This window comes from Mesorhizobium sp. M0590 (assembly GCF_040320905.1).
In the GTDB taxonomy this organism is placed as follows: Bacteria; Pseudomonadota; Alphaproteobacteria; order Rhizobiales; family Rhizobiaceae; genus Mesorhizobium.
Genome location: NZ_JAMYQN010000011.1, coordinates 44,418 through 70,118, shown reverse-complemented (window position 1 = coordinate 70,118; position 25,701 = coordinate 44,418). Strand labels below are relative to the sequence as shown.

Here is a 25,701-nt window from a genome sequence, read left to right as displayed (position 1 = left end):
GGATAGTTCGATGCCTGACCGAAAAACTCGTTGTCAAAGGGAGTAGCCGATCGTTTCCGGAGGTGCAGTGCATGGATGTCCTTTCCGATGTGCTCCGAGCCGTTCGCCTCACCGGTGCGATCTATTTCGACGTCGACGCCAGCTCTCCCTGGGTTGGCGAGTCGCCGGGCACGGCCGACATTGCCGCCGCCGTCATGCCGGAGGCAGAGCACATCATTTCTTTTCATGCCGTGATGTCGGGCTCGTGCTGGGCCGCGCTGGGAGACGATTCGGTGCCGCCGGTGCTCGTGAACGCCGGTGATGTCGTTGTCTTCCCCGGTGGTGTTCCGAACGTGTTGAGCTCCTCGCCGGGGGCGCGGGGCGAACCCAATATGGCGATGTATTATCGGCCGATAGACGAGAGCCTGCCGTTCGCGGTGATCCATGGTGGCGGCGGAGACGAGCGGACCCGATTCATTTGCGGGTATCTTGGCTGCGATGCGCGTCCCTTCAATCCTCTCCTGGCCGCATTGCCGGCCATCCTGTGTGCCCGCAAGCCCGCCGATGGAAGCAGTTGGGTTATCGACCTTTTTCGGCTGGCGCTGGCCGAAGGCGGCAGTGGGCGGGCGGGCTGTGAAACGATACTCGCCAAGCTGAGCGAGCTGATGTTTGTCGAGATCATCCGCCGCCATCTCGAGACCCTCCCCGACGATTCGCGCGGCTGGCTGTCAGGCCTACGGGATCCACACGTCGGCGAGGCGCTCCGGCTCATCCACGCTCGCCCAAGGGAGGAATGGACATTGGACCGGCTCGCCCGCGAAGTAGGGCTCTCGCGCACGGCGTTTGCGAGCCGCTTTACCCACTATGTCGAGGTCTCCCCCATGCATTATCTTGCTCGCTGGCGTCTGCAACTGGCAGGACGCTTGCTCGAACGGCCCGAAATGAGCATCGCGCAAGCGGGTGCCGAGGTCGGCTACGAGTCGGAAGCCGCCTTCAATCGCGCCTTCAAAAAGTTCGTCGGCATTCCACCTGGCACCTGGCGAAAGGGACGGTCGGCGTTGCTCGAGGCTCAGAGATTGCCCGCTGGCGTCGTACAATAGGAAAGAACTGGCAGGGCGTTGACGCTTCGGTCTGCGTGCAGCGTCCCAATGCTCGAAAGCCCCTGGCACAAAGCGGTAGACGATGACCGGCCGCCGCGACGCTTTCGGCGAGGCGTGTCAGACTTCGCGCCTCAATCCTTCGCGCGCTCGACATAGGCGCCATCGGCCGTCATCACCACCACGCGGGTGCCGGCGCTGATGTGTGGCGGCACCAGGGTACGCACGCCGTTGGACAGCGTTGCCGGCTTGTAGGACGAGGACGCCGTCTGGCCCTTGGTCACCGGCTCGGTCTCGACCACCTCGAAAGTGGCGCGCTGCGGCAGTACCAGCGAGATGGCGATGTTGTTGTATTGCGAGATCTGCACCGGCATGCCTTCCACCAGATAGGGCGCCATGTCGCCGATCACGCTTTCCGGCACCGCGACCTGGTCGTAGCTCTCCGGATTCATGAAGTGAAAGCCTTCGCCGTCACGGTAGAGGAACGTGTGCTCGCGCTCCTCGACATAGGCGCGCTCGACCTGCTCGGTGGTGCGGTAACGCTCGGAAACCTTTACCCCGTCGGAGATACGCCGCATGTCGAGCTGGGTGACCGGCGTACCCTTGCCAGGATGAATGTTTTCGGCAAAGAGGATCACATAAAGCTTGCCGTCCTTTTCGACGACGTTGCCTTTGCGTAAGGAGCTGGCGATGACCTTCACGGGTTTCCATCCTGATAAAATTTGTTGGCGCAAATCGGCTGGAGAGGCCGTTGCGTGCGGCCTAGCGCATCTTGGCCGCAATCGCCAGCCCTCTGTGCAATTCCCCTGAAGCCGATGACCGCCGCCTCGCCGTGGTGGACGCCGCATGTCCACGCCGACCGCCGGCCGCGGCTGATCCTGCGCAATGCCATTGCCGCCGGGATGCGCGATTGGTTCGGCCGCCGCGACTTCGTCGAGGTGGAGACATCGGCCCTGCAGGTCTCGCCCGGCAATGAAGCGCACCTGTCGGCCTTTGCCACCGAGGCGATCGGGCCGGACGGGCAGCGCCAGCCGCTCTACCTCCACACGTCGCCGGAATTCGCCTGCAAGAAGCTGCTTGCCGCCGGCGAGGAGCGCATCTTCAGCCTCGGGGCTGTCTGGCGCAACCGCGAGCGCGGCCCCTTGCACCATCCTGAGTTCACCATGCTCGAATGGTACCGCGTCGGCGAGACCTATGAGAGCCTGATGCGCGATTGCGCCGAGCTCGTAGCGCTGGCGGCCGAACGGGCCGGAGCGAAGCGTTTTAGCTTCCGCGGCCGTGAAGCCGATCCGTTCGCCGAGCCGGAACGGTTGAGCGTCGCCGAAGCTTTCATGCGCCATGCCGGCATCGATCTGCTGGCGACGGTTGCAGCCGATGGCAGCACCGACCGCGCGGGGTTGCATGCCGCCCTGGTCCAGGCCGGATTGCGGACCGCGCCCGACGACAATTGGGCCGACCTGTTCAGCCGGGTGATGGTCGAAAAAATCGAGCCGGCGCTTGGGCAGGGGCGCAACACCATTCTTTTCGGATATCCGATCTCGGAGGCGGCATTGGCCCGGCCGAGCGCCGACGATCCGCGCACCGCCGAGCGCTTCGAGCTCTATTGCTGCGGCGTCGAACTCGCCAACGCCTTTGGCGAGTTGACCGATCCGGCCGAGCAGCGCCTGCGCTTTGCCGCCGAAATGGATGAGAAGCAGCGCGTCTATGGCGAACGCTACCCGATCGACGAGGACTTCCTCGCCGCGCTCGCCATCATGCCGCAGGCGAGCGGCGCCGCGCTCGGCTTCGACCGGCTGGTGATGCTTGCCACCGGCGCGCTCAGGATCGACGACGTGATCTGGACGCCGGTGGCCGCTTCCTGAGGGATTGTCGATCTCGCTCGCCGTTCATCCGCCTGCGGCCTGCGGTCCTGTTTCGGCGCTTGATGCACCCGGTTTGCCCGCTTCGCCATTGCAGAAGGCGCATCGGGACAATAGATGGTGCAGCAGCGGCTGCCCTTCAGCCGGCCGGAAATAACAGGATCATGCGCATGACCGATACGCTCGACGCAGCGAAACTGACCGATCGCGTCGCGGCCCTGGTCGAGGCTGCCAAACGGGCCGGCGCCGATGCCGCCGATGCCGTTGCGGTACGCGGCCGCTCGACCGGCGTGTCGGTGCGGCTTGGCAAGGTCGAAGGCACAGAGGCGTCCGAGAGCGAGGACGTCTCGCTGCGCGTCTTCGTCGGCAAGCGGGTAGCGAGCGTTTCGGCAACGGCGGCATCCGACCCCAATATGCTGGCCGAGCGCGCCGTCGCCATGGCCAAGGTGTCCCCCGAAGATCCCTATCAGGGCCTCGCCGACCCGGCCTTGCTGGTCAAGAAACCGCGCGACCTCGATCTGTTCGACGCCACCGAGGTGTCGGCGGACCAGTTGAAGGAAGCAGCGCTTGCCGCCGAAGCGGCGGCGCTTGCCGTCAAGGGCGTCACCAATTCGGCCGGCAGTGGCGCCAGTGCCGGGCTCGGCGGCCTGGTGCTCGCCACCTCTCACGGCTTCGTCGGCCATTACGTCGCCTCGCGTTTTTCACGCTCGACCAGCGTGATCGCCGGCGAGGGCACCGGCATGGAGCGCGACTACGAATTCTCCTCGCGCCAGCATTTTTCCGATCTCGACGCGCCGGAAGACATCGGCCGCAAGGCCGGTGAGCGCGCCGTACGCCGCATTGGCGCGCGCAAGGCGGCGACCGGGCCTGTCGACGTGGTGTTCGATCCGCGTGTGGCGCGCGGCATTGCCGGCCACCTTGCCGGTGCCATCAATGGCGCCGCGGTCGCGCGCAAGACCAGCTTTCTCCGCGACATGATGGGCAAGAAGGTGGCTTCGGCCGCAATCACCGTCACCGACGAGCCGCTCCGGCGCCGTGGACAGGCCTCGCGCCCGTTCGACGGCGAAGGCGTCGAGGGCGAAAAACTGTTCATGGTCGACAAGGGCGTGCTCAACCACTGGTTCCTGTCGACTTCGGCGGCTCGGGAACTCGGCCTCGTCACCAATGGGCGCGGCTCGCGCAGCGGCTCGTCGGTCTCGCCGTCGTCGACCAATCTCGCCATCGAGCCCGGGGAAAATACGCCGGAAGAGCTGATCAAGTCGCTCAAGACCGGCTTCTACGTCACCGAAGTATTCGGCCAGGGCGTCGACATGGTGACGGGCGAATATAGCCGCGGCGCTTCCGGCTTCTGGATCGAAAATGGCGAGCTGGCCTATCCCGTCGCCGAGGTGACCATCGCCTCCAATCTGAAGACGATGTTCCTCAACATGGTTCCGGCGAGCGATCTCGACCGCAATTTCGGCACTGCCGCGCCCACGCTTTTGATCGAAGGAATGACCCTTGCCGGAGCTTGACCCGGCCGTCTCGGCCGGCGCTACTGAAGACCTGCAGCTGTTGCGCGATGCCGCCCGCGAGGCGGGACTCATCGCCATGCAGTACTTCAACAACAATCCGCAGGTGTGGATGAAGGGCGGCACCTCGCCGGTCAGCGAAGCCGATCACGCCGCCGACAAATATCTGCGCGAGACCTTGCTGGCGGCCCGGCCGGATTATGGCTGGCTGTCGGAGGAAACCGTCGACGACCCGGTAAGGCTCGTCGCGCGCCGCACCTTTGTCGTCGATCCGATCGACGGCACGCGCGGCTTCCTCGAAGGGCTGCCCACATGGTGCGTCAGCGTCGCTGTGGTCGAGAACGGCCGAACGCTTGCCGGCGTGCTCGACTGCCCGGCGAAGGGCGAAATCTATTGGGCGCTGCCGGGCGAGGGCGCGTTCCTGAATGGCAGGCGCATCAGCGTGCGTCCGCCGTCGGAAACGGCCGAAATCGCCGGACCGAAGGCGATGATCGACCTGATGCCGGCGAAATGGCACAAACGGCTGAAGCGCGTGCTCTATATTCCTTCGCTCGCCTACCGGCTGGCGATGATCGCCGGCGGCCAGCTCGATGCCACCTTCGTCAAGGCCAACGCGCATGACTGGGACATCGCCGCGGCCGATCTCATCCTGCGCGAGGCAGGCGGCGCCTTGCTCGATCGGCATGGCCGCGCGCCGCTCTATGCCGGCGAAGTGATCCGTCACGGACCGCTCGCCGCCGGCAGCGGCGAACTCCTCGCCGTGCTCGCCGGCGTCATCGCCGGGCTGGACAATTGACCACTATCAATAGTTCCAAAGTCGGCGGCTTTGGTCTAGACCTGTCCCAAACTCACGATATGTGAAGGATCGACATGGCCGCTGAAGACGGAAAGAAACAGCTTTTGCACCTGGTGTTCGGCGGCGAACTCAAGAAGCTGGGCGGCACCGAATTCCGCGATCTCGACGCGCTCGATATTGTCGGCATCTATCCGGACTATCAATCGGCGCACGCCGTCTGGAAGGCCAAGGCGCAAGCTAGCGTCGACAATGCCCATATGCGCTATTTCGTCGTTCACCTGCACCGCCTGCTCGACCCCGAAAACAAGGCTGTCGGTTGACATCGATGAACCATGAAGCGGTCAAGCGATCAGCCCCGCGGTCGGCGGTCAGACGTCGCAAGCCGAAGACGTTCTGGCGCAAGATCCGCGAACCGCTGGCGCAGTCGCGATTCGTCAAGAATGCGCTTGCCGCGCTGTTTGCGTATTTCGTCCGCCTTGTCCGCTTGACCAACCGCATGGTCGACGGATCGGCCAAGTTTTCCGGCGGCGCCTATGCGCAGCTCGAGCCTGGCATCATCGCGCTCTGGCACGGCCAGCACCTGCTGACCCCGGCCTACTATCCCAAGGGACGGCCGCTGGTTGCCATGGTATCGCGCAGCGCCGATGCCGAGCTCAACGCGCTGATGGTCGAGAAATTCGGCATCGAGGCGGTGCGCGGCTCTGGCGGGCGCGAAAGCGCAAGGCATCTCGACAAGGGCGGGGCCAAGGCGCTCATCGCCCTCAAAAAGTCGCTCGCCACCGGCAAGAATGTCGCCATGATTGCTGATATTCCCCACGGCACGCCGCGCGATGCGGGGCTCGGCGTCGTCCTTCTGGCGCGGCTGTCCGGCCGGCCGATCCTGCCTGCCGCGATAGCCACCAGCCGCCGCAAGGTGATCGAGGGCAGCTGGGACAAGACGACGATCAACTTGCCCTTCGGCCGCTCCTCGATTGTCGTCGGCACGCCTGTCTTCGTGCCGGCCAACGCCGACGCCGCCGAAATGGAACGCAAGCGCCAGGAGGTCACGGCCTCGCTTAATGCCGCGACCGCCGAGGCCTATCGCCTTGTGGACGGTTCGAAATGAGTGTGCGCTGGGCGCGCGCCTTCCTGACCGCATACCGTTTCGCGGGGGCGGCCGCCTACCCGTTGGCCGGGCCTTATGTCGCCTGGCGCACTTCCAGAGGCAAGGAGGATCGCATTCGCCGGCGCGAACGCTACGGCGTCGCCGGACGCGAGCGCCCCGAAGGCCCGGTGATCTGGATCCATGCAGCCAGCGTCGGCGAGACCATCGCCGTCGTGCCGCTGGTCGAGAGCATTCTCGATTACGGCGTCAACATCGTGCTGACGACGGGCACGGTCACCTCGGCGCAGGTCGCCGAAGAACGGCTGGGCGACCGCATCATCCACCAATATGTGCCGCTCGACCTCAAGCCGGCGGTCAGCCGCTTCCTCGACCATTGGCAGCCGGACCTGGCGATCATCGCCGAATCGGAGATCTGGCCGATGACCATCCTGGAACTCGGCGCCCGCCGCGTGCCGCAGGTTCTGGTGAACGGCAGGCTGTCCGACCGCTCTTTCAAGTCCTGGAAGAAGCGCGCCAACATTGCCGAAGCATTGTTCGAAAATCTCGCCCATGTCGTCGCCCAGTCGGATCTCGATGGCGAGCGCTTCCTTTCGCTCGGCGCCCGGCCGGTCACTGTATCCGGCAATCTCAAGGTCGACACCGCGCCGCCGCCGGCCGACGAGCGGGCACTGGCGGCGCTGAAACGCCAGATCGGCGGCCGCCCGACCTGGGCGGCGATCTCGACCCATGACGGCGAAGAGGCGGTCGCCGCCGAAGTTCACGCCATGCTGCACAAGCGCCACCACGGGCTTTTAACGATCATCGTGCCGCGCCATCCCGATCGCGCCGGGCAGCTGGCCGCCCAGATTTCCGGCATGGGCCTGAAGCTGGCGCAGCGCAGCAAGGGCGACAGGATCACCGCCGACACCGATATTCTGCTCGGCGACACGATCGGCGAGATGGGGCTTTATCTGAGGCTGACGGAAATTGCCTTTGTCGGCCGTTCGCTGACTTCCGAGGGCGGCCAGAACCCGCTGGAACCAGCCATGCTGGAGACCGCGGTGCTTGCCGGCCGCAACGTCCAGAATTTTCGCGAGGCCTATCAGCGCCTGCTCGATAGCGGCGGCGCCAAGCTGGTGCGCGACCGCGATATGCTGGCCGGCGCCGTTAATTTCCTTTTGACCAACGAGGCGGCCCGCCATGAGATGATGGCGGCGGGTGCGGCGACGGTCGACGAGATGCGCGGTGCGCTGGCGCATACGCTCAGGTCGCTCGAGCCCTATATCCAGCCGCTGGTCGTCAAGTCGCGCCTGAAGGGCGCGAACGGGCGCTGACGTGACCTCGGAAGCGCCACCCTTCTGGTGGGAAGAGCCGGACTGGCGGGTCACGGCGCTGTCGCCGCTCTCCGCCGTCTATGCGCTTGTCGCCGGTCGCCGCATGCGGCACGCGCCGCGTGAAAAGGTCGAGGCGCCGGTGCTCTGCGTCGGCAACTTCACCGTCGGCGGCACCGGCAAGACGCCGGTGGCGATCGCGCTGGCCGAGCAGGCCAGGCGCATGCAGCTTAATCCGGGTTTCCTGTCGCGCGGCCATGGCGGCTCCTTCGCGCAGCCGCATATCGTCGATCCGCACCACGATGCCGCCAAGCATGTCGGCGACGAGCCGCTGCTTCTGGCCGAACACGCCCCGGTCGCGGTGACGCCGAACCGGGCCGCCGGCGCCAGGCTTCTGCTGGAGAAGCTCGGCTGCGATTTCCTGATCATGGATGACGGTTTTCAGAGCGCGCGTATCCACATCGACTATGCGCTGGTCGTTGTCGATGCGCGCCATGGCATCGGCAATGGCCGCGTCATCCCCGGCGGGCCGCTGCGGGCAAAGATCGTCGACCAACTGGTCTTCACCAGCGCCTTGCTGAAGATGGGCGAGGGCACCGCGGCCGATACGGTCGTGCGCCAGGCAGCGCGTGCCGGCAGGCCGATCTTCGAGGCGCACACTGCCCCGAGCAGCAAGGTGACGCTGGCCGGCAGGCGGTTCCTGGCGTTCGCCGGCATTGGCCATCCCGACAGGTTTTTCGACACCGTAGCCGAGGCCGGCGGCGAGCTTGCGCTGACCCGACCGTTTCCTGACCATCATTTCTACAGTGCGGACGAGCTTGCCGAATTGGCGGCGACAGCACGTAAAGCCGGGCTTGGTCTCATTACCACCGCCAAGGACGCTGCCCGCCTGCGTCACGGCGCGGCACCGCCGGAATTCCTCGACGGGCTCGATGTGCTGGAGATCGACACCGTCTTCGAGCTCGACCATGTGCCGCAACGCATCATCGACGAGACGCTGGATGCCTGGCGGCAGCGCCGGCTTAAAGGCTGACCAGAAGCGTGAGCACCGAGGCAATGCGGGACTGGAATTTGCGGCTTTCCGCCGGTCGAACGTATTTTGTTCTTGCTTTGTGCCGGCAGCTATGCTAGTAATTTGGGTATAGTGATGATTCGCCGGTGGCCCGCCCTCGAACTTGAGGCGGGTTTTTTATTTCATGGCCTCTAAGGTTTCGGTGTTGCCGGCCTGACACCGCGGCAGAGGGCGCAGGATCGCAACGGGGCGGCTTTCATTGCGCTGGACTAGCGTCGGCGGCGCAGTTCCGGATGCGCTTCGATCTCGCGGCGCAGCGAGGCGGCGGCATTCACATAGGGTTCCTGCCTGGCGACACTCCAGTATTTGAGCTCGTCGAGCGGGATGCTCTCGCCGGTCACCGCGCAGCGCACGAAGGCGCCGGGGCTGGTCACCTGGAAGTCGCCGTCGAGATAGCGGATGCGGGCTTCCTTGCCGCCGGGTCCTTCGAAACGGTTCATCATGGGGTGGTGCCGAAATTCATGACGATGTCATCGCCACAAATTGCGGCGAGGTCAAGCTCGGTTGGCCTCGCGTGGTTCTGTTTCTGGTGACACTTGCTCGAACAAGCCGGCAAAGCGGATGCCAATGCATGTCGCGCAAAAGTGTGCAGCGGTTTTGCGCGACATGCATAAACACAAGAACCTGAAGCGCGTCGCATGAGGCCGGTCGAACGCGACGCGCTTCTCATTCCTCGGCGGTGATAAACTGCTCGATCTTCTTCGCTGGCAGCCCGGCCTGGACGGCGATGCGCCGGGCGAGTTCGGCGGCGGCGGCGCGCGGGCGCCCCAGCGGCCGGTCGAGCCAGTAGGATATCGGGCTCAGCGCACTGCGTTCGTCGACGGCGACGATGCGGCCCGATTTCAATTGGTCCACCGTCAACGGCGGACGTGCCAGCGCAATACCGAGCCCGTGCGCGGCGGCGTCGAGCACCAGATTGTAGTCCTCGAAACGGCGGTCGTGCGGCCGCGGCCGATAGTCCATCTCCTGCGCCGCAAACCAGGCGCGCCACGCCGAAGCGTCGGAATCGTTGATCAGCGGAAATTCGAGCAGCCGGGCAGGATCTCCGCGGCCGATCTCCCTGGCCAATTCCGGCGAGGCGACCGGGAACACATATTCTTCGAAAAGCTGCACCGAGATCCGGCCCGGAATGCGACCGCGCCCGCAGCGGATCGACAGGTCGATGCCCTCGTCGGCAAGATCGCCTTGGCGGATGTCGACGTCGAGCACTATACGCAGCTTCGACGGGTGGTTCTCCAGCGCCGCCATACGCGGCATCAGCCACAGCCCGCTGACCGAAGGGATCGAGGTCAGCCGCACCACCGCCGTGCCGCGCGGCTCGACCCAGCGATCCGAATTGCTGGCGATCAGGGCAAAGGCTTCGGTGGTGCGCAGATGCAGCCGGTTGCCCTCGATGGTCAGCGAGACGCCGCGCGCGCCGCGATCGAAGACTTTCAGCCCGAGCCAACCCTCGAGCTTGGCGATCTGCCGGCTGACGGCGCCGTGAGTGATGTTGAGCTTCTCGGCCGCCGCCGAAAAGCTGCCGGTCCGAGCCGCGGCGTCGAAGGCGCGCAGCGTTTCGAGCGGCAGCATCGGGTCTAAGCTGTGATCCATAGTCACAGGTGATGCTCGATTTGTTCGTTTGTCAACCGACCCGCAATAGCGTTTCTCTACTTCATGGCATTGGATCGCGAGGACACCCAGATGAGCGCTTACACCGGCACGTTGAATACGACACAGCGCATGGATGCCACGGCTGCCATCGCGGTGGCGCTGACGGTGGTCGGCTGGGCCTCCGCCTTTCCGGCGATCCGCGCCGGCCTTGCCGCTTTCGGGCCGCTGGAACTTGGCGCGCTGCGCTTTGCCATCGCCGCGGTTCCGGCGGCGATCTTCCTCGCGGTCAAGCGGCCGGCGCTGCCCAGGCTCGATGAACTCTGGCGCTTTGTCTTCGGTGGTGCCGTCTTCGTCGCGCTCTACACGGTGATGCTCAATTTCGGCGAGCTGACCGTTTCGGCCGGTGCGGCCGGCTTCATCATCAATGTCAGCCCGATCTTCACCGCCATCATGGCCATGGCGCTGCTCGGCGAACGCTTCTCGGGCCTCGCCTGGGCCGGCACATTCCTGTCCTTCGCCGGTATCGGGATCATCGCCATGGGCGAGGGGCAAGGGCTGCATTTCAACAATGGTGCGCTGCTTGTCCTCGGCTCGGCGCTGTGCTCGGCCGTCAACACCATCGTCCAGAAGCCGCTGTTTGCCCACCATCACCCGCTGACGATCTCGGCCTCGAACATGGTGCTTGGCGCGCTCTGCCTGTCGCCGTTCCTGCCGAGCGGTCTGGCGCAGGCGGCGGTCGCCGACACCGCCGGGCTCGGCGCCGTCATCTTTCTCGGCATCGTACCCAGCCTGATCGCCTACGCTGCCTGGGCAACAGCGCTTTCCCGCCTGCCCGCGGCGCGTGCCTCGAACTTCCTCTATCTGGTGTCGCCGATGGCGACGCTGATCGGCTTCTTCTGGCTGGGCGAGGTGCCGACGCTGCTTGGCATCTTCGGCGGCGCGCTGGCGCTGGGCGGCGTCATCGTGGTGAATTTGAAGAGGTGAGCAAAGGGTTTGGGGCTGTGCCTGACTCGAAAAGAGCCGCTGTACAGCGGCTCTTTTCGTACCCCCCACCCCGCTGCTTCGCAGCGACTCTCCCCACAAGGGGGAGGGTAAGCTCCTCGCGAGGCGTCGGCGGGTAGGGCTCCCTACCTCCCGCTTGTGGGGAGGTCGGACCGAAGGTCCGGGTGGGGGCTGCGCCCTGCGAGTTCCTTATCGCCGCCCGAACAGTCGCTCGATATCCGCCAGCTTGAGCTCGATATAGGTCGGGCGGCCGTGGTTGCAGGTGCCGGAGCCGGGCGTCGCCTCCATCTGGCGCAGCAGCGCGTTCATCTCTTCCGGTTTGAGCAGGCGGCCGGAACGCACCGAGCCGTGGCAGGCCATGGTCGCGGCTATTCTGTCCAGCCGCTCCTTCAGCGTGTCGACCGTGTCGTTGTCGGCGATCTCGTCGGCGAGGTCGCGCACCAGTTGCTGGACGTTGGTCTCGCCGAGCATCGACGGCGTCTCGCGCACCGCGACGGCACCGGGGCCGAAGCGCTCGATGCCGAGGCCGAAGCGGGCCAGCGTCTCGGAATGCCTGGCAAGCCGCTCGGCATCCTCTTCCGACAGATCGACAATCTCGGGCAACAGCAGCATCTGCGACGGCACCGCGCGTGAGTGGAGGGCGTTCTTCAAGGCCTCGTAGACCAGCCGCTCATGCGCCGCATGCTGGTCGACGATGACAAGCGAATCCCTGGTCTGGGCGACGATATAATTCTCGTGCACTTGCGCGCGCGCCGCGCCCAGCGCCGTGCCGAGCAGCGTTTCCGCCGCTTCGTTTTGCCCGGCGCGCGCATCGGCGCTGTGCAGCGGCCCGGCGTCGAAGGCCGCCTGCTCGTCCTCGCCGAACCCGTCGCCCATATTGAGCGGCCGCTGCGGCGAACGGGCAGGATCGAACCCGGAAAAGCCCGATGCCCGATAGGCGGCCTCGTAGCTGCGGTGACCGTTGGCCGGGCCGCCATGCGCATAGGATGCGGCGCCTGGCCGGAACGCGGTCATCATGCCGGCGGCCCCGGTGGTGGCGGCGCGGATGCCGGCATTGGCCAGCGCTTCGCGGATGGCGCCGACGATCAGCCCGCGCACCAGCCCCGGGTCGCGGAAGCGCACGTCTGCCTTGGCCGGATGGACGTTGACGTCGACGATCGCCGGATCGAGCCTCAGGAACAGCACGGTGACGGCATGGCGGTCGCGCGGCAGCACGTCGGCGAAGGCGCCACGAATGGCGCCGGCGATCAGTTTGTCACGCACCGGACGGCCGTTGACATAGGCGTATTGCTGCAGCGCGTTGGCGCGGGTGAAGGAGGGGACCGAGACATGGCCGGCGAGATGCACGCCGTCCCGCATCGCGTCGATGGCGATCGCATTGTCCGGAAAGTCGGCGCCCATCACCTGCGCCACCCGGCGCAGCCGGCCTTCCGGGCTGTCGTCGGTCGCCGGCAGTTCCAGCGTCGAGCGGTCCGGGCCGGCCAGGGTGAAGCGCACGGCGGGAAAGGCGATGGCGATGCGCTTGACCACGTCGCCGATGGCCGTGCTTTCGGCGCGCTCGCCCTTCATGAATTTGAGCCTTGCGGGCGTGGCGAAGAACAGGTCGCGCACCTCGACCGTGGTTCCGCGATTGGCCGCCGCCGGCCTGACCGCGGAGACGCGGCCGCCGTCGATACCAATCTCGGCGGCGTTTTCACTGGACGCGGTGCGCGAGCGGATCGACAGCCGCGCCACCGAGCCGATTGACGGCAAGGCCTCGCCGCGAAAGCCGAGCGAACGGATGTCGTGAATGTTGTCGGCGAGCTTGGAGGTGCAATGGCGCGCGATCGCCAGCGCCAGTTCTTTTTCCGGAATGCCCGAGCCGTCGTCGCTGACGCGGATCAGGTTCAGCCCGCCGCCGGCGGTGACGATCTCGACTCTGGTAGCGCCTGCATCCAGCGCGTTCTCGACCAGTTCCTTGACCACGCTTGCCGGACGCTCGATGACTTCACCGGCGGCGATCTGGTTGATCATCGTTTCGGAAAGCTGGCGGATCGGCATGGGGCACTATAGGCGGATTCGTGGTCGATGCGGGAGGGCGGAATTGAGGAAATCCACGCAGCTGATCGCGACTGGCCGCTCGTGCACTTCAAGTCATGAGCTTGGGCAGCGCTGCCGCCAGTGCATCGACGGCAAGACGGACTTTCATCGGCAGGTGAGGCGTCTGCAACCACAGCGCATGGGCGTCATAGAGAAACCGTGGCTGTTCCGGCAGCAGCGGGACAAGTACGCCCGCCTGAATGCGCTCGCGAACCATCCAGTATGGCAGCCAGGCGAGCCCCATGCCGGCGGCCGCGGCATCGGCGATGGCATCGAGATCGTCGAGCCCCAATCTGCTGACGGGCCTGACCTCAATCGCGGGGTGGCCGTTGCGCGGAAACAGCCACGGCTGAACGGCACGCCCGGAACGGCGGTAGATGATCGCGTGATGGCTGCCGAGGTCATCTATTTGCTGCGGCCGGCCGTGCCGGTCGAGATAGGACGGCGATGCGCAGACGAGCATGTGCTGGCGCGCGATGCGACGTGCCATTACCCCGGCCTGGTCCTCCAGGTCGCCCGTTCTAATGGCAAGATCGCAGCCGTCCTCGGCGAGGTCGGCGAGGGCGTCGCTGAACGACAGGTCAAGTTCCAGCGCCGGATATTGCTGCGCAAGCCCGAACAGGATCGGGGCAACGCAGCGCCGGCCGAAATGCACCGGCATGAGGACACGCAGTTTTCCGCGCGGTTCGGCAAGCTGGTCGGCGGCGAGTGCATCCGCGGCCTCCGCTTCGGCAAGCACCAGCCGGCAGCGTTCATAATAGGCGCGCCCGAAATCGGTCAGGCTTTGGCGACGCGTGGTCCGATTGATGAGGCGCACGCTCAGGCGCTCCTCGAGAAACCGGACATGCTTGCCGACCATCGGCCCGGACAGATCGAGAGCCGCCGCCGCGGCTGCGAACGAGCCCAGGTCGACGGCTTTGACGAACACGGCCATGCTCGTAAGGCGATCCATATTCAAAACCTATAGTTTCTGCTGATCTACTCAAGCGACTATTTATCCGCCTGATGAGCGCTGGCATAGCTGATTCAGTTCAAATATTTTGGAGTTGTGACCGATGGCACGTGTCGTTCGCTTTCATGAGCTCGGTGGTCCCGAGGTCCTGCGCATCGAGAATGTTGACACGCCTGCGCCCGCGAGCGGTGAGATTCAGATACGCGTCAAGGCGTTGGGCATAAACCGCGCCGAGGCGCTGCTGCGTTCGGGGACCTACATCCAGACCGCGCCGTTGCCTTCCGGTCTTGGGCTCGAGGCGGCGGGTATCGTCGAGATGGTCGGCGAAGGCGTGGACGGGTTTGCGCCGGGCGATGCCGTCAGCATCGTGCCGCCATTGTCGATGGTCCGCTGGCCTGCCTATGGTGAGATTGCCACATATCCCGCCGAGCTCGTCGTCAAGCACCCGCCATCGCTGAGCTGGGAAGAGGCCGCCGCCGCGTGGATGCAATATCTCACGGCCTACGGTGCGCTGATCGACATTGCCAACCTCCAAAGCGAGGACTTTGTTGTCATTACCGCGGCCTCGAGCAGCGTCGGACTTGCCGCGATCCAGATCGCCAACATGATTGGCGCGACCCCGATCGCGGTCACACGGACATCTGCCAAGAAGCGGGCTTTGCTTGAGTTCGGCGCGGCCCACGTCATCGCCTCGGCAGAGGAGGACCTGGAAGCCAGGCTGAAGCGAATCGCCGGCCCGGACGGCGTGCGCGTGGTGTTCGACGCGGTCGGCGGGCCGATCTTCGAGCCTCTGACGGCAGCGATGGCACGGGATGGCATTCTCATCGAATATGGCGGCTTGAGCCCCGACCCGACCCCCTTTCCGCTACCTGCAGTGCTGGCCAAGACGCTGACGCTGCGCGGCTATCTCGTCCATGAGATCGTGCGCGATCGGGTCCGGCTGCAGGCCGCCAAGGCGTTCATCCTTGACGGACTGAGCTCGGGTTCGCTGAAGCCGGCAATCGCCCGAACCTTTCCGTTCGACCAGATCGTCGAGGCGCACCGTTATCTCGAATCGAACGAACAGTTCGGCAAGATCGTCGTGACCGTTTGACCGGGCATTTATCGGCCTCACGCCTGCGCCGCCAGCCAGTCCCGCACCTTGCGGGCGTTGTCGCTGAGTTCGCGGTTCTTCGACCAGATGACATGAAAGCCCTTGCCGGTCGTCATCGTGTGGCCGGTGACGCGCACCAGCAGCCCTGATGCCAGCAGCCGCTCGGCGAGGTGACCCCAGCCGAGCGCGATGCCTTGCCCTTCCATGACTGCCTGGATCACCAGCGCATAGTCGTTGATGCGCAAGCCGCGTCCGGCATCGGCGATGTCGACACCGGCCGAGGCGAACCATTCGTCCCAGCTCGCGGCCTCGCGAAACGGCTCTTCAAGATGGATGAGGCGGTGCGATTGAAGGTCCGCGACACGCTCCGGCAGCCCGAACCGTGCCACGTAACTAACGCCGGCAACGGGGAATATCACCTCATCGGCCAGCGGCAGCGAATGATAATCCGGCCATTCCCTGGGCTCGCCGCCGCGGACGCCGAGCGGGATGTCTTCGGCGATGATGTCGAGATCGCGGTCGGCGGTCTGGATGCGCAGGTCGATGCCCGGCAATTCGTCGCGAAACTGCTGCAGGCGCGGCATCATCCAGAACGAGGCGAAGGCGGTCGAGGCCGCGAGCGTCACATGCGCGCCGACGGCGATCTGGCGCAGATCCTCCGCCGACTTGCGAATGTGCGACAGGCCGAGCGAGACGTCGGCATGGAAGCGGTCGCCGGCCTCGGTCAGGCTGACTTGCCGGTGGCGGCGCTGGAAGAGTTTCGCGCCGAGCTGCTCTTCGAGCCCACGGATCGCATAGGAGACGGCAGCCTGCGTCATGCCGAGCTCGCGCCCGGCGGCGGTAAAGCTCGACAGCCGCCCGGCGGCCTCGAAAACGATCAGGCTGCCGGCCGACGGCAGCAGGTGGCGCAAGCTTCGCATAAGCTGAGCTTATACAAGAGATCAGGATTTTCCAGCGTCACAGCTGCATTTTGTCTGGCTAGATTGGTCACCAACAGGAATATGGAGCCTTCATGAACGCACCGGCCGTTGAAGTGAGCGAACACACCAACCGCCGCAGCGGTGGCCGCCTGGGGCGCAAGGCGCTGCGGGGCGCACCCATAGCGTCGTTTCCAACCCTGGTCCGCCAGATTCCCGTCTATCAGATGGTTCCGGACGAGGCGGTTGAGCTGATCCACCAGGAGTCGCTCTCCATCCTCGAAGAAGTCGGATGCGAGTTCCGCGACGACGAAGCGATCGCAATGTGGAAGGCGGCGGGCGCCGATGTCTCGGAGACAAGGGTCCGGATCGACCGCGCCCTGCTGGTGGAGCTCATCTCGAAGGTCCCGTCGGAGTTCACGCTCAATGCGAGGAATCCTCAGCGTTCCGTACGTGTGGGTGGAAACAACTCCATCTTCGTGCCGATGTACGGGGCGCCTTACGTACGCGACCTCGACAACAACAGGCGCTACGGCACACTCGCCGACCTCAACAATTTCCACAAGCTCGCCTACATGGCGCCGGCGCTGCATTCGTCGAGCTCGATCATCTGCGAGCCGATGGAAATCGCGGTGCCGAAACGTCACCTCCACATCATCCATTCGGCGCTGAAGCACTCCGACAAGCCGTTCATGGGCATCGTGACCTCCAGGGATCGAGCCGAAGACACGATGGCGATGGCAGGCATCGTGTTCGGCGAGGACTATGTCCGCGACAACCCGGTCCTGGTGTCGATCACCAACTGCAATTCGCCGCTGGTGTGGGACGCCACCATGCTGGACGCGATGAAAGTCTATGCGCGCCACAACCAGCCGCTGATCCTCGCCCCCTTCGCCCTTTGCGGCGCCTCGACTTCGGCCTCTGCCGTCGGTGCGGTCGCGCAGGTCAATGCCGAAGCGCTGGCGGGCGTCGCGTTCACACAGCTCCTGCGTCCGGGTTCGCCGCAGATCTACGGACAGTTCATGGTGACGGTCGACATGAAGACCGGCGCTCCCATGGGCGGCACGCCGGAGGCGGCCCAGATGATGTATCTCATGGGCGCGCTGGCGCGGAAGTATCGTCTGCCGTGGCGCACGTCCGGTTTCCATGTCGGCTCGAAGCTGAACGACGCCCAGGCGGGCTACGAGGCGAACATGCTGATGCATGCCGCCATCCTTGCCGGCGCCAACTACATCTGGCACTCTGCCGGTTGGCTCGAGGCCGGCCTGACCTGCGGCTATTCGAAATTTGCCACCGACTGCGAGCAGCTTGTCGGCTGGTACAAATATGCTGGCGGGCTGCCATTCGACGATTTCAAGGAGGCTATGGCGGCTATCCGCGAGGTCGGACCGCAGGGCCATTTCCTCGGCACCCAGCACACGCTTGAACATTTCGAGTCCGCCTTCTTCATACCGAGCATCATGGACTTCAATTCGTTCGAACAGTGGAAGGCGGAAGGAGCAAAGGACCACGACACCCGCGGCCGCGAGAAAGCGCGCAACATGCTCGCCGATTATGAGGAGCCGAAGCTCGATGAGGGCATCGCCGATGGTCTCAAAGATTTGATTGCGCGGCGCGAGGAGAAACTGCCGGACAGCGTTAGTTGATCAGGGGCGAAGACCCGATGCGAACCATAAGGGAGGAAAAAATGACACTCTTCAGAAGCAACGGCGATCGCGTACCGAGCGCCATCGAAGCAATGGCCAGCGAGGCGCGCGCCGGTCGCGTCGACCGGCGGGAGTTTCTGGCCCTGGCAAGCGCTTTCGGCGCATCGACGGCCCTTGCCTACGGCATGATTGGACTTGCCGTGCCGGAGCGGGCTTTGGCTGAAGAGCCGAAGAAAGGCGGAACGCTGCACGTTTCGATGTCGGTGAAGGCGCAAAAGGACCCGCGCACCTACGACTGGGTGGAACTTGCGAACATTTCACGCTGCTGGCTCGAGCCGCTTGTCCGCTACACCCGCCAGTTCACATTCGAGCCGGTTCTGCTCGAAAGCTGGGAGGTCAACGACGACGCCACCGAATACGTGCTGCATGTGCGCAAGGGCATTACCTGGAACAACGGCGATGCTTTCAACGCCGATGACGTGGCCTACAATCTGACGCGCTGGTGCGAGAAGGCTGCCGCCGGCAATTCGATGGCCGCGCGCGTCGGTGCGCTGATCGATGCAAAGACCGGCAAGGCCAGGAAAGGGGCGATCACCAAGGTCGACGACAACACGGTGAAGCTGAAGCTGAACGAACCGGACATCTCGCTGATCCCGAACTTCACCGACTATCCGGCGCTGGTGGTCCATCGCAACTTCGACGCCGACGGCGCCAATCCGATCGAGAAGCCAATTGGCACCGGGCCGTTCGAAATGGTGTCTTATGCGGTCGGCCAGAAAGCGGTCGTCAAGCGTCGTGAGAATGGCAAATGGTGGGGCGGTGAAGCGCTTCTCGACGGCGTCGAATTCATCGACTACGGAACCGATTTCAACGCCTCGATAAATGCGTTCGACTCCGGCGAAATCGATCTCAACTTCGAGACGCCTGCCGACTTCATAGACATTCTCGACAAGATGGGGCTGGTAAAATCGGAGGTCGCGACAGCGACCACGCTCGTCGCCCGGACCAACATCATGAACAAGCCCTATGACGACAAGCGGGTTCGCAACGCCCTCCAGATGGCCGTCGACAACAAAGCGGTGCTCGAACTTGGCTACGCCGGGCGAGGCACCGTTGGTGAAAACCACCACGTCAGCCCGATTCATCCGGAATACTACGCGCTGCCCAAGAAGACACGCGACGCCGCGGGCGCCAAGAAGCTTATGGCCGATGCCGGGCAGGACGACTTCGAGCATGAACTGATCACCGTCGAGGACGATTGGCAAAAGAACACCGGCGACGCTATTGCCGGCCAGTTGCGCGATGCCGGGATCAAGGTGAAGCGCACCGTGCTGCCGGGTTCGACCTTCTGGAACGACTGGACGAAATACCCCTATTCGATGACCATCTGGTACATGCGCCCGCTTGGCGTCCAGGTGTTGGCGCTCGGCTATCGCACCGGCGAGGCCTGGAACGAAACCGGCTACTCGAACCCTGATTTCGACGCCAAGCTCAAGCAGGCTCTTTCGCTCATCGACGTGGAAAAGCGCCGCGAGGTCATGAAGGACATCGAGCAGATCCTGCAGGATTCGGGCGTCATCATTCAGCCGTTTTGGCAGAAGCTGTTCAGCCACATGAACGAGAAGGTGAAGAACTACGGTGTCCACCAAACCTTCGAGATGGATCTCCAGAATGTCTGGCTGAACGCCTGAGTTGCCAGCAGAGGACGCGTTGCAGGATTTCATGGACCGCAAGAAAGCCGACGGGCAAGATGCGTGGTACTGATAGCTTCCGTCAGTGAACAATCGGGGAAACGCATGAAACTGCCACTTTTTGTTGCCGCGCTTTCGATGGCCTTGCCGGCGGCCGCGTTTGCCGGCCCTGCTGCCAACGCCGTGAAGTTCTTTTATGTCCCGTCGGTCAAATTCGAGGCCGATGCGCAATATCGCGACCGCTTCACCGCACCGGTGACGAAACTGTTCGAACTGAACGACAATGCGGCAAAGAACCATCCGGATGAAGTTCCCTGCATCGACTTCGCCCCTGGTCTCGATGCGCAGGACTATGACGAGAAGACCGTGGCCAAGACGCTGACGCTGGCCGAAACGCTGGATGACGACAGCGCCGAGGTGACGGCGACGTTCAACCTTTTTCCAGAAGGCGATGATTCCAAACGCGAAATGGTCTGGTCGTTGAAGAAGATCGACGGCCAGTGGAAGGTCGCCGACATTACCTCGAAGACCAGCGGCTGGACGCTGAGTGCGCTCGAATGCCTGGCCGGGCAGCCTCCGGAGTGACGCCGTGCTTCGCTGCCGTCCCTGGGTTTTGGCGACCGCGTGCCTGCTGGCCGGATTGAGCAGCGCCGCCGCTCAGGGCCTGTTCGGCGCGCCGCCCGCAAACGCGCCGGCCGACAGTGCGGCACCTCCGCCGGCAGTGTTGCCGCCGGCAGAAAACGCGCCGGCCGCACCGGTGCAGCCGGGCTCGCCGACCGCGGTAGTGAAGCCGTTCTACGAGCATGCCGGGCTCGAGGTCGATCCGACTCAGCGGGGCCATTTCACCGACCCGGCAAAGTCGGTGCTCGACAAGAGCGACGCGCTGCGGAAGTCGGGGCAGGGCGAGTGCCTCGATCCCAACATGGCACTTGACAATTCCGAATACGACAAGGCGGAGATCGACAACAGCCTGAAGACCATCGAAGCGATCAAAGGCGATTCGGCCAAGGTCGTCGTCGCCTTCATCGTCGCCGACAATCCGCACCGGCTGGAATGGAAGCTCAAAAAGGTCGACGGCGAATGGAAGATATCGGACCTGCTCTCGGTGACCGGCGAATGGGCGCTAAGTCAATACCAGTGTGAGTGAGAACGGAACCGATGAAGATCACGAACATCCGCGTCACCCACGTCAACGTCCCGCTCGATGCTCCGTTTTGGTGGACGGCTGGTCTCTACGGCGGCGCCTCGAAATCGATCATCGAGGTCGAGACGGACGAAGGCGTGGTCGGACTGGGCGAGGCGCCATGGTGGCATTTCGGCGAGGTGATCAAGGCCGAGATCGCGCCGGCGCTGATTGGCGCCGATCCGCTCGACATCGCCGACTGCGAGGCGCGCTGCGTGCCGCCCTGGCAGATTACCGCCAACACCGGCGAGAATGCAGCCACGGTGGCGTTCGGCGCCGTCGAACTGGCGCTGTGGGATATAAGAGGCAAGGTCTTCGGCATGCCGCTCTACAAGCTGCTCGGCGGCGCGGTGCGCAAGGACATTCCGTTTTCGGAATATTTCGCCTTTCGCCCCGCTCAAGGCGGAGCCGGCGGCGAGATGACCGCCGAAGCGATCGTCGACTACTGTCTCGGCATGCGAGAACAGCACGGCTCGACGATCTTCGAGGGCAAGCTGATCATGGGCGATCCCGAGCTCGAGATCAGGACAGTGCGCATGCTGCGCGAGGCGCTTGGCGATAAAGCGCAGATCAAACTCGATTCCAACATGCAGTGGTCGCTGACCACAGCGCGCTGGGTGCTGGGCGAGATCGAGCCGTTCAACATCCGCAATTACGAGGATCCGGTCGCGACCTTCGAGGAGATGGCAGCGCTGCGCCAGCATTCGCGCATTCCGTTCTCCACGCACATCCCGGATCTCAGACGGGCAGTCGCGCTCGGTGCGCCGGATTACTTCGTCTGCAATTTCGCAGCACTCGGCGGATTATCGAAAACTCTGAAATTCATCGCCGCCTGTGAGGCGATGGGCAAGGGGTTCTGGTGCTATTCGAACGATCTCGGCATCATGACATCGGCTTATCTGCACGTCGTGGCGGCAACGCCATGGATCACCGAGGCGTCGCAATCCCTGTTTCGCTGGCAGATCGGCGACGTGATCAAGGACGGCCCGTTCAAACAGATCGCCAACACGGTGCGCGTGCCGGAAGGTGACGGGCTGGGTGTCGAACTCGCCCCGGCGGCAATGAAACGCTGGTCAGCGCACTTTGCCGAACACGGGCCGATGCACCATTTCAGCGATCCGAACAGTCCCGGCCGTTACCGGCGGCTGCCGCTCAACTGATGCGAAGTGCACGTGACCGATCGATGAGAAGAGGTCCTGTCGTGGTTGCTTTATTCGCGGCGGTTTGCGTCCTGGCCTGCGCTGTCACCTGGGAGGCAGGAAGCCGCGCGGTGGCCCGCGTGCCTCAGCAAAGCTTCACGCTGCCTGTGGGGTTACCGGTGGAGCGCATCGTTCTGAAGCAGGAGGGCGCGCCCGATCTTGCCGGTTGGGTGGCGGATCGGCAGGACAGTTGCGGAACAATCGTGCTGTTACACGGACGCGGTTCAAACAAGCTGGCCATGGTTCCAAGAGCGAAGCTGCTTTTCGAAAGCGGCTACTCGATCGTGCTGTTCGATCTGTCGGGACATGGCGAAAGCGGCGGCGATATCAGAGGCTTTGGTTACATCGAACGGCAGGACGCCAGCCGCATCCTCGCCTTTGCGCGGCAACGCTTCGCCGGTCGCAAGGTGGCGGCCATCGGCTCGTCGCTCGGTGCGGCTGCTTTTGTATTTGGCGCTCAGCAGGAGCATGCCGATGCCTATGTCCTGGAGCAGCTCTACGCGACTTTGCTGGAAACCACGGCGTTGCGAGCGCCCTTGCCTATGTTGCGCGACGTACAGGCGACCATCCTCTTGGCGCAGATGCAGCTCCGCCTTGGCTTCGGGGTAGATGATGTCAGGCCGGTCGATCGCATCGGCGCGATTGATCGGCCGATATTGCTGCTAGCAGGCAATTCGGATCCGTTTGTCGCTCGCAGCCAGACACTGGCGTTGAAAGATGCGGCAGGCGCTGACGCAAAGCTGGTCTGGTTCGACGGCGCGCGGCATGTTGATCTCTATCGCTATGACCAACAGCGGTACCGCGACGCGGTGATGCCTTTCCTGGAGACCAACCTGTGCCGGACCGGGATCAGGTGAGCCGCTCCGTCCGATTAGCCGCGCCCGCGATAGGGGGCGACGCCGGTGTCGGGCAGCCACACACCTTCCGGCGGCGCGCCGGTTTGCCAGAACACGTCGATCGGAATGCCGCCGCGCGGATACCAATAGCCGCCGATGCGCAACCACAATGGCTTGGTCGCGGCGATGATGCGGCGGCCGATCATGACGGTGCATTCTTCGTGGAAGGCGCCATGGTTGCGAAACGAGGTCATGAACAGCTTGAGCGACTTCGATTCCACCAGCAGCGCATCGGGTGCGTAGTCGATGACGATATGGGCGAAGTCCGGCTGGCCGGTGACCGGGCAGAGCGAAGTGAATTCCGGGCAGGTGAAGCGAACGATGGCCGGCGGGCCGTCGCCGCGCGAAAACGGCACGGTTTCCAGGACTGCCGCTTCAGGGCTCTGTGGCGCCTCGACGTTGGTGCCGAGCTGGGTGAGGTTTTTCGTATCGGTCATGAGCAGGTTCCTTGCTGCATGTCGCCCAAAACTGCGCAGCGATTTTGGGACAGCGACATGCGTAAAAACAAAAATTTGCCGCTCATTAGCACAATTTGAAACAGCAGGAAGACGATGACTAGCAACGACCCGCTCCTCCAGCCCTATCGGCTCAAGCATCTGACGCTGAAGAACCGGGTGATGTCGACCAGCCATGAGCCGGCCTATTCCGAGGACGGCATGCCGAAGGAACGCTACCGGCTCTACCATGCCGAAAAGGCCAAGGGCGGCATGGCGCTGACCATGACCGCCGGTTCGGCGATCGTCTCGCGCGACAGCCCGGCCGCTTTTGGCAATCTGCATGTCTATGACGACCGCATCGTGCCATGGCTCGCCGAGCTTACCGATGCCTGCCACGAGCACGATTGCATGGTGATGATACAGATCACCCATCTCGGCCGCCGCACCGGTTGGAACAAGGCCGACTGGCTGCCCGTCCTGTCGGCTTCGCCGGTGCGCGAACCGGCCCATCGCGCCTTTCCCAAGACTATCGAGGACTGGGATATCGAGCGCATCGTCGCCGACTATGCGGCGGCCGCGCAGCGCTGCCAGGCTGCCGGCCTCGACGGCATCGAGTTCGAAGCCTACGGCCATCTGATGGACGGTTTCTGGTCGCCGGCCACCAACCAGCGCGACGACGATTTCGGCGGCTCGCTCGACAACCGGCTGCGCTTCACCGGAATGGTGCTCGACGCAGTGCGTGCCGCGGTCGGCGAAAAGTTCGTCGTCGGCATCCGCATGGTCGCCGACGAGGATTTCGAGAAAGGCCTGTCGAAACAGGAGGGCGTCGAAATCGCCAGGCGGCTGGCCGGCTCCGGCAAGGTCGATTTCCTCAACATCATCCGTGGCTCGATCGAGACCGATGCGGCGCTGACCAAGGTCATCCCGGTGACCGGCATGCGCTCGTCACCGCATCTCGACTTCGCAGGGGAGGTGAGAGCGGCGACGAAATTCCCGACCTTCCATGCGGCGCGGATTTCCGACGTCGCCACCGCGCGTCACGCCATCGCCACCGGCAAGCTCGACATGGTCGGCATGACGCGCGCCCACATTGCCGACCCGCATATCGTCAAAAAAGTGATGGAAGGCCGCGAGCACGAGATCCGCCCTTGCGTCGGCGCCACCTATTGCCTCGACCGCATTTATGAGGGCGGCGAGGCGCTGTGTATCCACAATGCGGCGACGGGCCGCGAGGCTGATATCCCGCATATTATTCCGAAAACCGAGGGACCGAAGCGGAAGGTGGTCGTCGTCGGCGCCGGCGCCGGCGGGCTGGAGGCAGCGCGCGTCGCCGCCGAGCGCGGGCACCAGGTGACGGTGCTGGAAGCATCGAGCCAGGCCGGCGGCCAGGTGCGGCTGGCAACGCAAAACCCGCGCCGCAAGGAATTGATCGGCATCATCGACTGGCGCCTGGCCGAACTCGACCGGCTGGGCGTCGAGATCCGCTACGACAAATGGGCGGAGACGGACGACGTGCTGGCGCTGTCGCCGGACGTGGTGGTGGTCGCCACTGGCGGCCTGCCGCAGAACCCGCCTCTGACGGCGGGCGACGATCTCGTCACCTCGAGCTGGGACATCATGGCCGGCAGCGTCAAGCCGGCCGAGAACGTGCTGCTCTATGACGACAACGGCGGCCACCAGGGCATGGGTGCCGCCGAACTGATCGCCAATAGCGGCGCCAGGCTGGAGCTGGTTTCACCAGAGCGCTTCTTCGCCCCGGAAATGGGCGGCATGAATCATGTGCCCTACATGCGCGCCTTCCAGGAAAAGGGGGTCACGGTGACCATCAACACACGGCTACGTTCTGTGCGGCGCGAAGGCAACCAGCTGATCGCCGAGCTCGCCTCCGACTTCGCCGATGGCTGGCGCGGCGAGCGGCGCGTCGACCAGGTGGTGGTCGAGCACGGCACGCTGCCGCTCGACGATCTCTACCTGGCGCTGAAGCCGCTGTCGAAGAACGCCGGCGCGATCGATTACGAAAAACTGGTCAATGGCGGCGACATCTTTCCGGTGCGCAATCCGCAGAGTGGTTTCGTGCTCTTCCGCATCGGCGATGCAGTAGCCTCGCGCAACATCCACGCCGCAATCTATGACGGCATCAGGTTCGGCTTGCGGATCTGAGGAATATTTTGGATTGATTGGTGGCGCGCAGCCGAACCTCCGTACGGAGAGCCACCAGGCACGTCGGTCCGGTCTGCGCGCCGCGCACGCCGCCGGCTATCGCCGGGCACCGTACGATCTTGCG

24 protein-coding genes are annotated in these 25,701 nt (G+C 64.3%); 17 read left to right on the top strand and 7 right to left on the bottom strand.

Going from position 1 to position 25,701, the window contains the following annotated elements:
- Positions 1–71 precede the first annotated feature (71 nt).
- Positions 72–1,079: an AraC family transcriptional regulator gene (locus NKI52_RS19190; RefSeq protein ID WP_023674373.1), complete on the top strand. Its 1,008-nt coding sequence runs from the start codon at positions 72–74 to the stop codon at positions 1,077–1,079.
- A 131-nt stretch (positions 1,080–1,210) separates the two neighbouring features.
- Here NKI52_RS19190 and efp read toward each other — a convergent pair whose 3' ends face one another.
- Positions 1,211–1,777, bottom strand: a complete 567-nt coding sequence (gene efp, locus NKI52_RS19185) for an elongation factor P (protein ID WP_352569791.1) — start codon at positions 1,775–1,777, stop codon at positions 1,211–1,213.
- Between the two features lie 114 nt (positions 1,778–1,891).
- Here efp and epmA point away from each other — a divergent pair, with 114 nt between their 5' ends.
- From epmA to lpxK, 7 genes are all read left to right on the top strand, one after another.
- Positions 1,892–2,938, top strand: coding sequence for an EF-P lysine aminoacylase EpmA (gene epmA / locus NKI52_RS19180; RefSeq protein ID WP_023674375.1), 1,047 nt, complete (start codon positions 1,892–1,894; stop codon positions 2,936–2,938).
- 167 nt (positions 2,939–3,105) lie between these two features.
- Positions 3,106–4,449 (top strand): TldD/PmbA family protein, encoded by a 1,344-nt coding sequence (locus tag NKI52_RS19175; protein ID WP_352457105.1) that lies wholly within the window; start codon positions 3,106–3,108, stop codon positions 4,447–4,449.
- A complete protein-coding gene (locus tag NKI52_RS19170; RefSeq protein ID WP_352569792.1) occupies positions 4,436–5,242 on the top strand; it encodes a 3'(2'),5'-bisphosphate nucleotidase CysQ in 807 nt (268 codons plus the stop codon). The genes NKI52_RS19175 and NKI52_RS19170 overlap by 14 nt, the downstream gene beginning before the upstream one ends.
- A gap of 74 nt (positions 5,243–5,316) precedes the next feature.
- Positions 5,317–5,562: a DUF4170 domain-containing protein gene (locus NKI52_RS19165; protein ID WP_023674378.1), complete on the top strand. Its 246-nt coding sequence runs from the start codon at positions 5,317–5,319 to the stop codon at positions 5,560–5,562.
- Between the two features lie 5 nt (positions 5,563–5,567).
- Positions 5,568–6,347, top strand: coding sequence for a lysophospholipid acyltransferase family protein (locus NKI52_RS19160; protein WP_023717166.1), 780 nt, complete (start codon positions 5,568–5,570; stop codon positions 6,345–6,347).
- Positions 6,344–7,660, top strand: a complete 1,317-nt coding sequence (waaA, locus tag NKI52_RS19155; RefSeq protein ID WP_352474386.1) for a lipid IV(A) 3-deoxy-D-manno-octulosonic acid transferase — start codon at positions 6,344–6,346, stop codon at positions 7,658–7,660. Before NKI52_RS19160 ends, waaA begins: the two co-directional genes overlap by 4 nt.
- Before the next feature lies 1 nt (position 7,661).
- Positions 7,662–8,690 (top strand): tetraacyldisaccharide 4'-kinase, encoded by a 1,029-nt coding sequence (gene lpxK, locus NKI52_RS19150; RefSeq protein ID WP_352474385.1) that lies wholly within the window; start codon positions 7,662–7,664, stop codon positions 8,688–8,690.
- Between the two features lie 248 nt (positions 8,691–8,938).
- Here lpxK and NKI52_RS19145 read toward each other — a convergent pair whose 3' ends face one another.
- Positions 8,939–9,172, bottom strand: coding sequence for a DUF2093 domain-containing protein (locus tag NKI52_RS19145; protein WP_031211156.1), 234 nt, complete (start codon positions 9,170–9,172; stop codon positions 8,939–8,941).
- Positions 9,173–9,395: 223 nt separating this feature from the next.
- Entirely contained in the window at positions 9,396–10,322 is a 927-nt protein-coding gene (locus NKI52_RS19140; RefSeq protein WP_352699095.1) for a LysR substrate-binding domain-containing protein, read from the bottom strand.
- Between the two features lie 90 nt (positions 10,323–10,412).
- Between NKI52_RS19140 and NKI52_RS19135 the strand changes: the two genes are divergently transcribed.
- Positions 10,413–11,306, top strand: coding sequence for a DMT family transporter (locus tag NKI52_RS19135; protein ID WP_352474383.1), 894 nt, complete (start codon positions 10,413–10,415; stop codon positions 11,304–11,306).
- A gap of 207 nt (positions 11,307–11,513) precedes the next feature.
- Here the strand turns inward: NKI52_RS19135 and mutL are convergent, their stop codons facing one another.
- The gene (mutL, locus tag NKI52_RS19130; RefSeq protein WP_352569794.1) at positions 11,514–13,364 is read right to left on the bottom strand and encodes a DNA mismatch repair endonuclease MutL; all 1,851 of its coding nucleotides are present in this window, start codon (positions 13,362–13,364) and stop codon (positions 11,514–11,516) included.
- A gap of 88 nt (positions 13,365–13,452) precedes the next feature.
- Positions 13,453–14,355: a LysR family transcriptional regulator gene (locus tag NKI52_RS19125; protein ID WP_352569795.1), complete on the bottom strand. Its 903-nt coding sequence runs from the start codon at positions 14,353–14,355 to the stop codon at positions 13,453–13,455.
- Positions 14,356–14,458: 103 nt separating this feature from the next.
- On the opposite strand from NKI52_RS19125, the gene NKI52_RS19120 reads away from it, so the two are divergent.
- Complete coding sequence (locus NKI52_RS19120) at positions 14,459–15,448, top strand: zinc-dependent alcohol dehydrogenase family protein (RefSeq protein ID WP_352569796.1); 990 nt, start codon at positions 14,459–14,461, stop codon at positions 15,446–15,448.
- 17 nt (positions 15,449–15,465) lie between these two features.
- On the opposite strand, the gene NKI52_RS19115 is transcribed toward NKI52_RS19120, so the two are convergent.
- Positions 15,466–16,368 (bottom strand): LysR substrate-binding domain-containing protein, encoded by a 903-nt coding sequence (locus NKI52_RS19115; protein WP_352569797.1) that lies wholly within the window; start codon positions 16,366–16,368, stop codon positions 15,466–15,468.
- A gap of 92 nt (positions 16,369–16,460) precedes the next feature.
- On the opposite strand from NKI52_RS19115, the gene NKI52_RS19110 reads away from it, so the two are divergent.
- From NKI52_RS19110 to NKI52_RS19085, 6 genes are all read left to right on the top strand, one after another.
- Positions 16,461–18,011 (top strand): trimethylamine methyltransferase family protein, encoded by a 1,551-nt coding sequence (locus tag NKI52_RS19110; RefSeq protein WP_352699092.1) that lies wholly within the window; start codon positions 16,461–16,463, stop codon positions 18,009–18,011.
- Between the two features lie 41 nt (positions 18,012–18,052).
- Positions 18,053–19,702 (top strand): ABC transporter substrate-binding protein, encoded by a 1,650-nt coding sequence (locus tag NKI52_RS19105; protein WP_352699090.1) that lies wholly within the window; start codon positions 18,053–18,055, stop codon positions 19,700–19,702.
- 105 nt (positions 19,703–19,807) lie between these two features.
- Positions 19,808–20,287 (top strand): DUF3828 domain-containing protein, encoded by a 480-nt coding sequence (locus tag NKI52_RS19100; RefSeq protein WP_352699088.1) that lies wholly within the window; start codon positions 19,808–19,810, stop codon positions 20,285–20,287.
- Positions 20,288–20,291: 4 nt separating this feature from the next.
- A complete protein-coding gene (locus NKI52_RS19095) occupies positions 20,292–20,849 on the top strand; it encodes a YqhG/Tai3 family protein (protein WP_352699086.1) in 558 nt (185 codons plus the stop codon).
- A gap of 11 nt (positions 20,850–20,860) precedes the next feature.
- The gene (locus tag NKI52_RS19090; RefSeq protein ID WP_352452277.1) at positions 20,861–22,045 is read left to right on the top strand and encodes a mandelate racemase/muconate lactonizing enzyme family protein; all 1,185 of its coding nucleotides are present in this window, start codon (positions 20,861–20,863) and stop codon (positions 22,043–22,045) included.
- A gap of 110 nt (positions 22,046–22,155) precedes the next feature.
- Entirely contained in the window at positions 22,156–22,941 is a 786-nt protein-coding gene (locus tag NKI52_RS19085) for an alpha/beta hydrolase (protein ID WP_352569803.1), read from the top strand.
- 14 nt (positions 22,942–22,955) lie between these two features.
- Here the strand turns inward: NKI52_RS19085 and queF are convergent, their stop codons facing one another.
- On the bottom strand, positions 22,956–23,417 hold the full coding sequence (gene queF / locus NKI52_RS19080; RefSeq protein WP_023674394.1) for a preQ(1) synthase: 462 nt from the start codon (positions 23,415–23,417) through the stop codon (positions 22,956–22,958).
- 114 nt (positions 23,418–23,531) lie between these two features.
- Between queF and NKI52_RS19075 the strand changes: the two genes are divergently transcribed.
- Positions 23,532–25,577, top strand: a complete 2,046-nt coding sequence (locus tag NKI52_RS19075; protein ID WP_352699083.1) for an oxidoreductase — start codon at positions 23,532–23,534, stop codon at positions 25,575–25,577.
- Positions 25,578–25,701: the final 124 nt, after the last annotated feature.

What these genes read in the sequence shown, in the direction of transcription:
- NKI52_RS19145 (WP_031211156.1), bottom strand. Translation starts at nt 9,172, where the DNA reads ATGATGAACCGTTTCGAAGGACCCGGCGGCAAGGAAGCCCGCATCCGC.
- NKI52_RS19135 (WP_352474383.1), top strand. Translation starts at nt 10,413, where the DNA reads ATGAGCGCTTACACCGGCACGTTGAATACGACACAGCGCATGGATGCC.
- NKI52_RS19140 (WP_352699095.1), bottom strand. Translation starts at nt 10,322, where the DNA reads ATGGATCACAGCTTAGACCCGATGCTGCCGCTCGAAACGCTGCGCGCC.
- NKI52_RS19100 (WP_352699088.1), top strand. Translation starts at nt 19,808, where the DNA reads ATGAAACTGCCACTTTTTGTTGCCGCGCTTTCGATGGCCTTGCCGGCG.
- mutL (WP_352569794.1), bottom strand. Translation starts at nt 13,364, where the DNA reads ATGCCGATCCGCCAGCTTTCCGAAACGATGATCAACCAGATCGCCGCC.
- NKI52_RS19110 (WP_352699092.1), top strand. Translation starts at nt 16,461, where the DNA reads ATGAACGCACCGGCCGTTGAAGTGAGCGAACACACCAACCGCCGCAGC.
- epmA (WP_023674375.1), top strand. Translation starts at nt 1,892, where the DNA reads ATGACCGCCGCCTCGCCGTGGTGGACGCCGCATGTCCACGCCGACCGC.
- NKI52_RS19120 (WP_352569796.1), top strand. Translation starts at nt 14,459, where the DNA reads ATGGCACGTGTCGTTCGCTTTCATGAGCTCGGTGGTCCCGAGGTCCTG.
- NKI52_RS19160 (WP_023717166.1), top strand. Translation starts at nt 5,568, where the DNA reads ATGAACCATGAAGCGGTCAAGCGATCAGCCCCGCGGTCGGCGGTCAGA.
- NKI52_RS19115 (WP_352569797.1), bottom strand. Translation starts at nt 16,368, where the DNA reads ATGCGAAGCTTGCGCCACCTGCTGCCGTCGGCCGGCAGCCTGATCGTT.
- queF (WP_023674394.1), bottom strand. Translation starts at nt 23,417, where the DNA reads ATGACCGATACGAAAAACCTCACCCAGCTCGGCACCAACGTCGAGGCG.
- NKI52_RS19105 (WP_352699090.1), top strand. Translation starts at nt 18,053, where the DNA reads ATGACACTCTTCAGAAGCAACGGCGATCGCGTACCGAGCGCCATCGAA.
- NKI52_RS19090 (WP_352452277.1), top strand. Translation starts at nt 20,861, where the DNA reads ATGAAGATCACGAACATCCGCGTCACCCACGTCAACGTCCCGCTCGAT.
- NKI52_RS19075 (WP_352699083.1), top strand. Translation starts at nt 23,532, where the DNA reads ATGACTAGCAACGACCCGCTCCTCCAGCCCTATCGGCTCAAGCATCTG.
- NKI52_RS19165 (WP_023674378.1), top strand. Translation starts at nt 5,317, where the DNA reads ATGGCCGCTGAAGACGGAAAGAAACAGCTTTTGCACCTGGTGTTCGGC.
- NKI52_RS19190 (WP_023674373.1), top strand. Translation starts at nt 72, where the DNA reads ATGGATGTCCTTTCCGATGTGCTCCGAGCCGTTCGCCTCACCGGTGCG.
- NKI52_RS19125 (WP_352569795.1), bottom strand. Translation starts at nt 14,355, where the DNA reads ATGGATCGCCTTACGAGCATGGCCGTGTTCGTCAAAGCCGTCGACCTG.
- waaA (WP_352474386.1), top strand. Translation starts at nt 6,344, where the DNA reads ATGAGTGTGCGCTGGGCGCGCGCCTTCCTGACCGCATACCGTTTCGCG.
- NKI52_RS19175 (WP_352457105.1), top strand. Translation starts at nt 3,106, where the DNA reads ATGACCGATACGCTCGACGCAGCGAAACTGACCGATCGCGTCGCGGCC.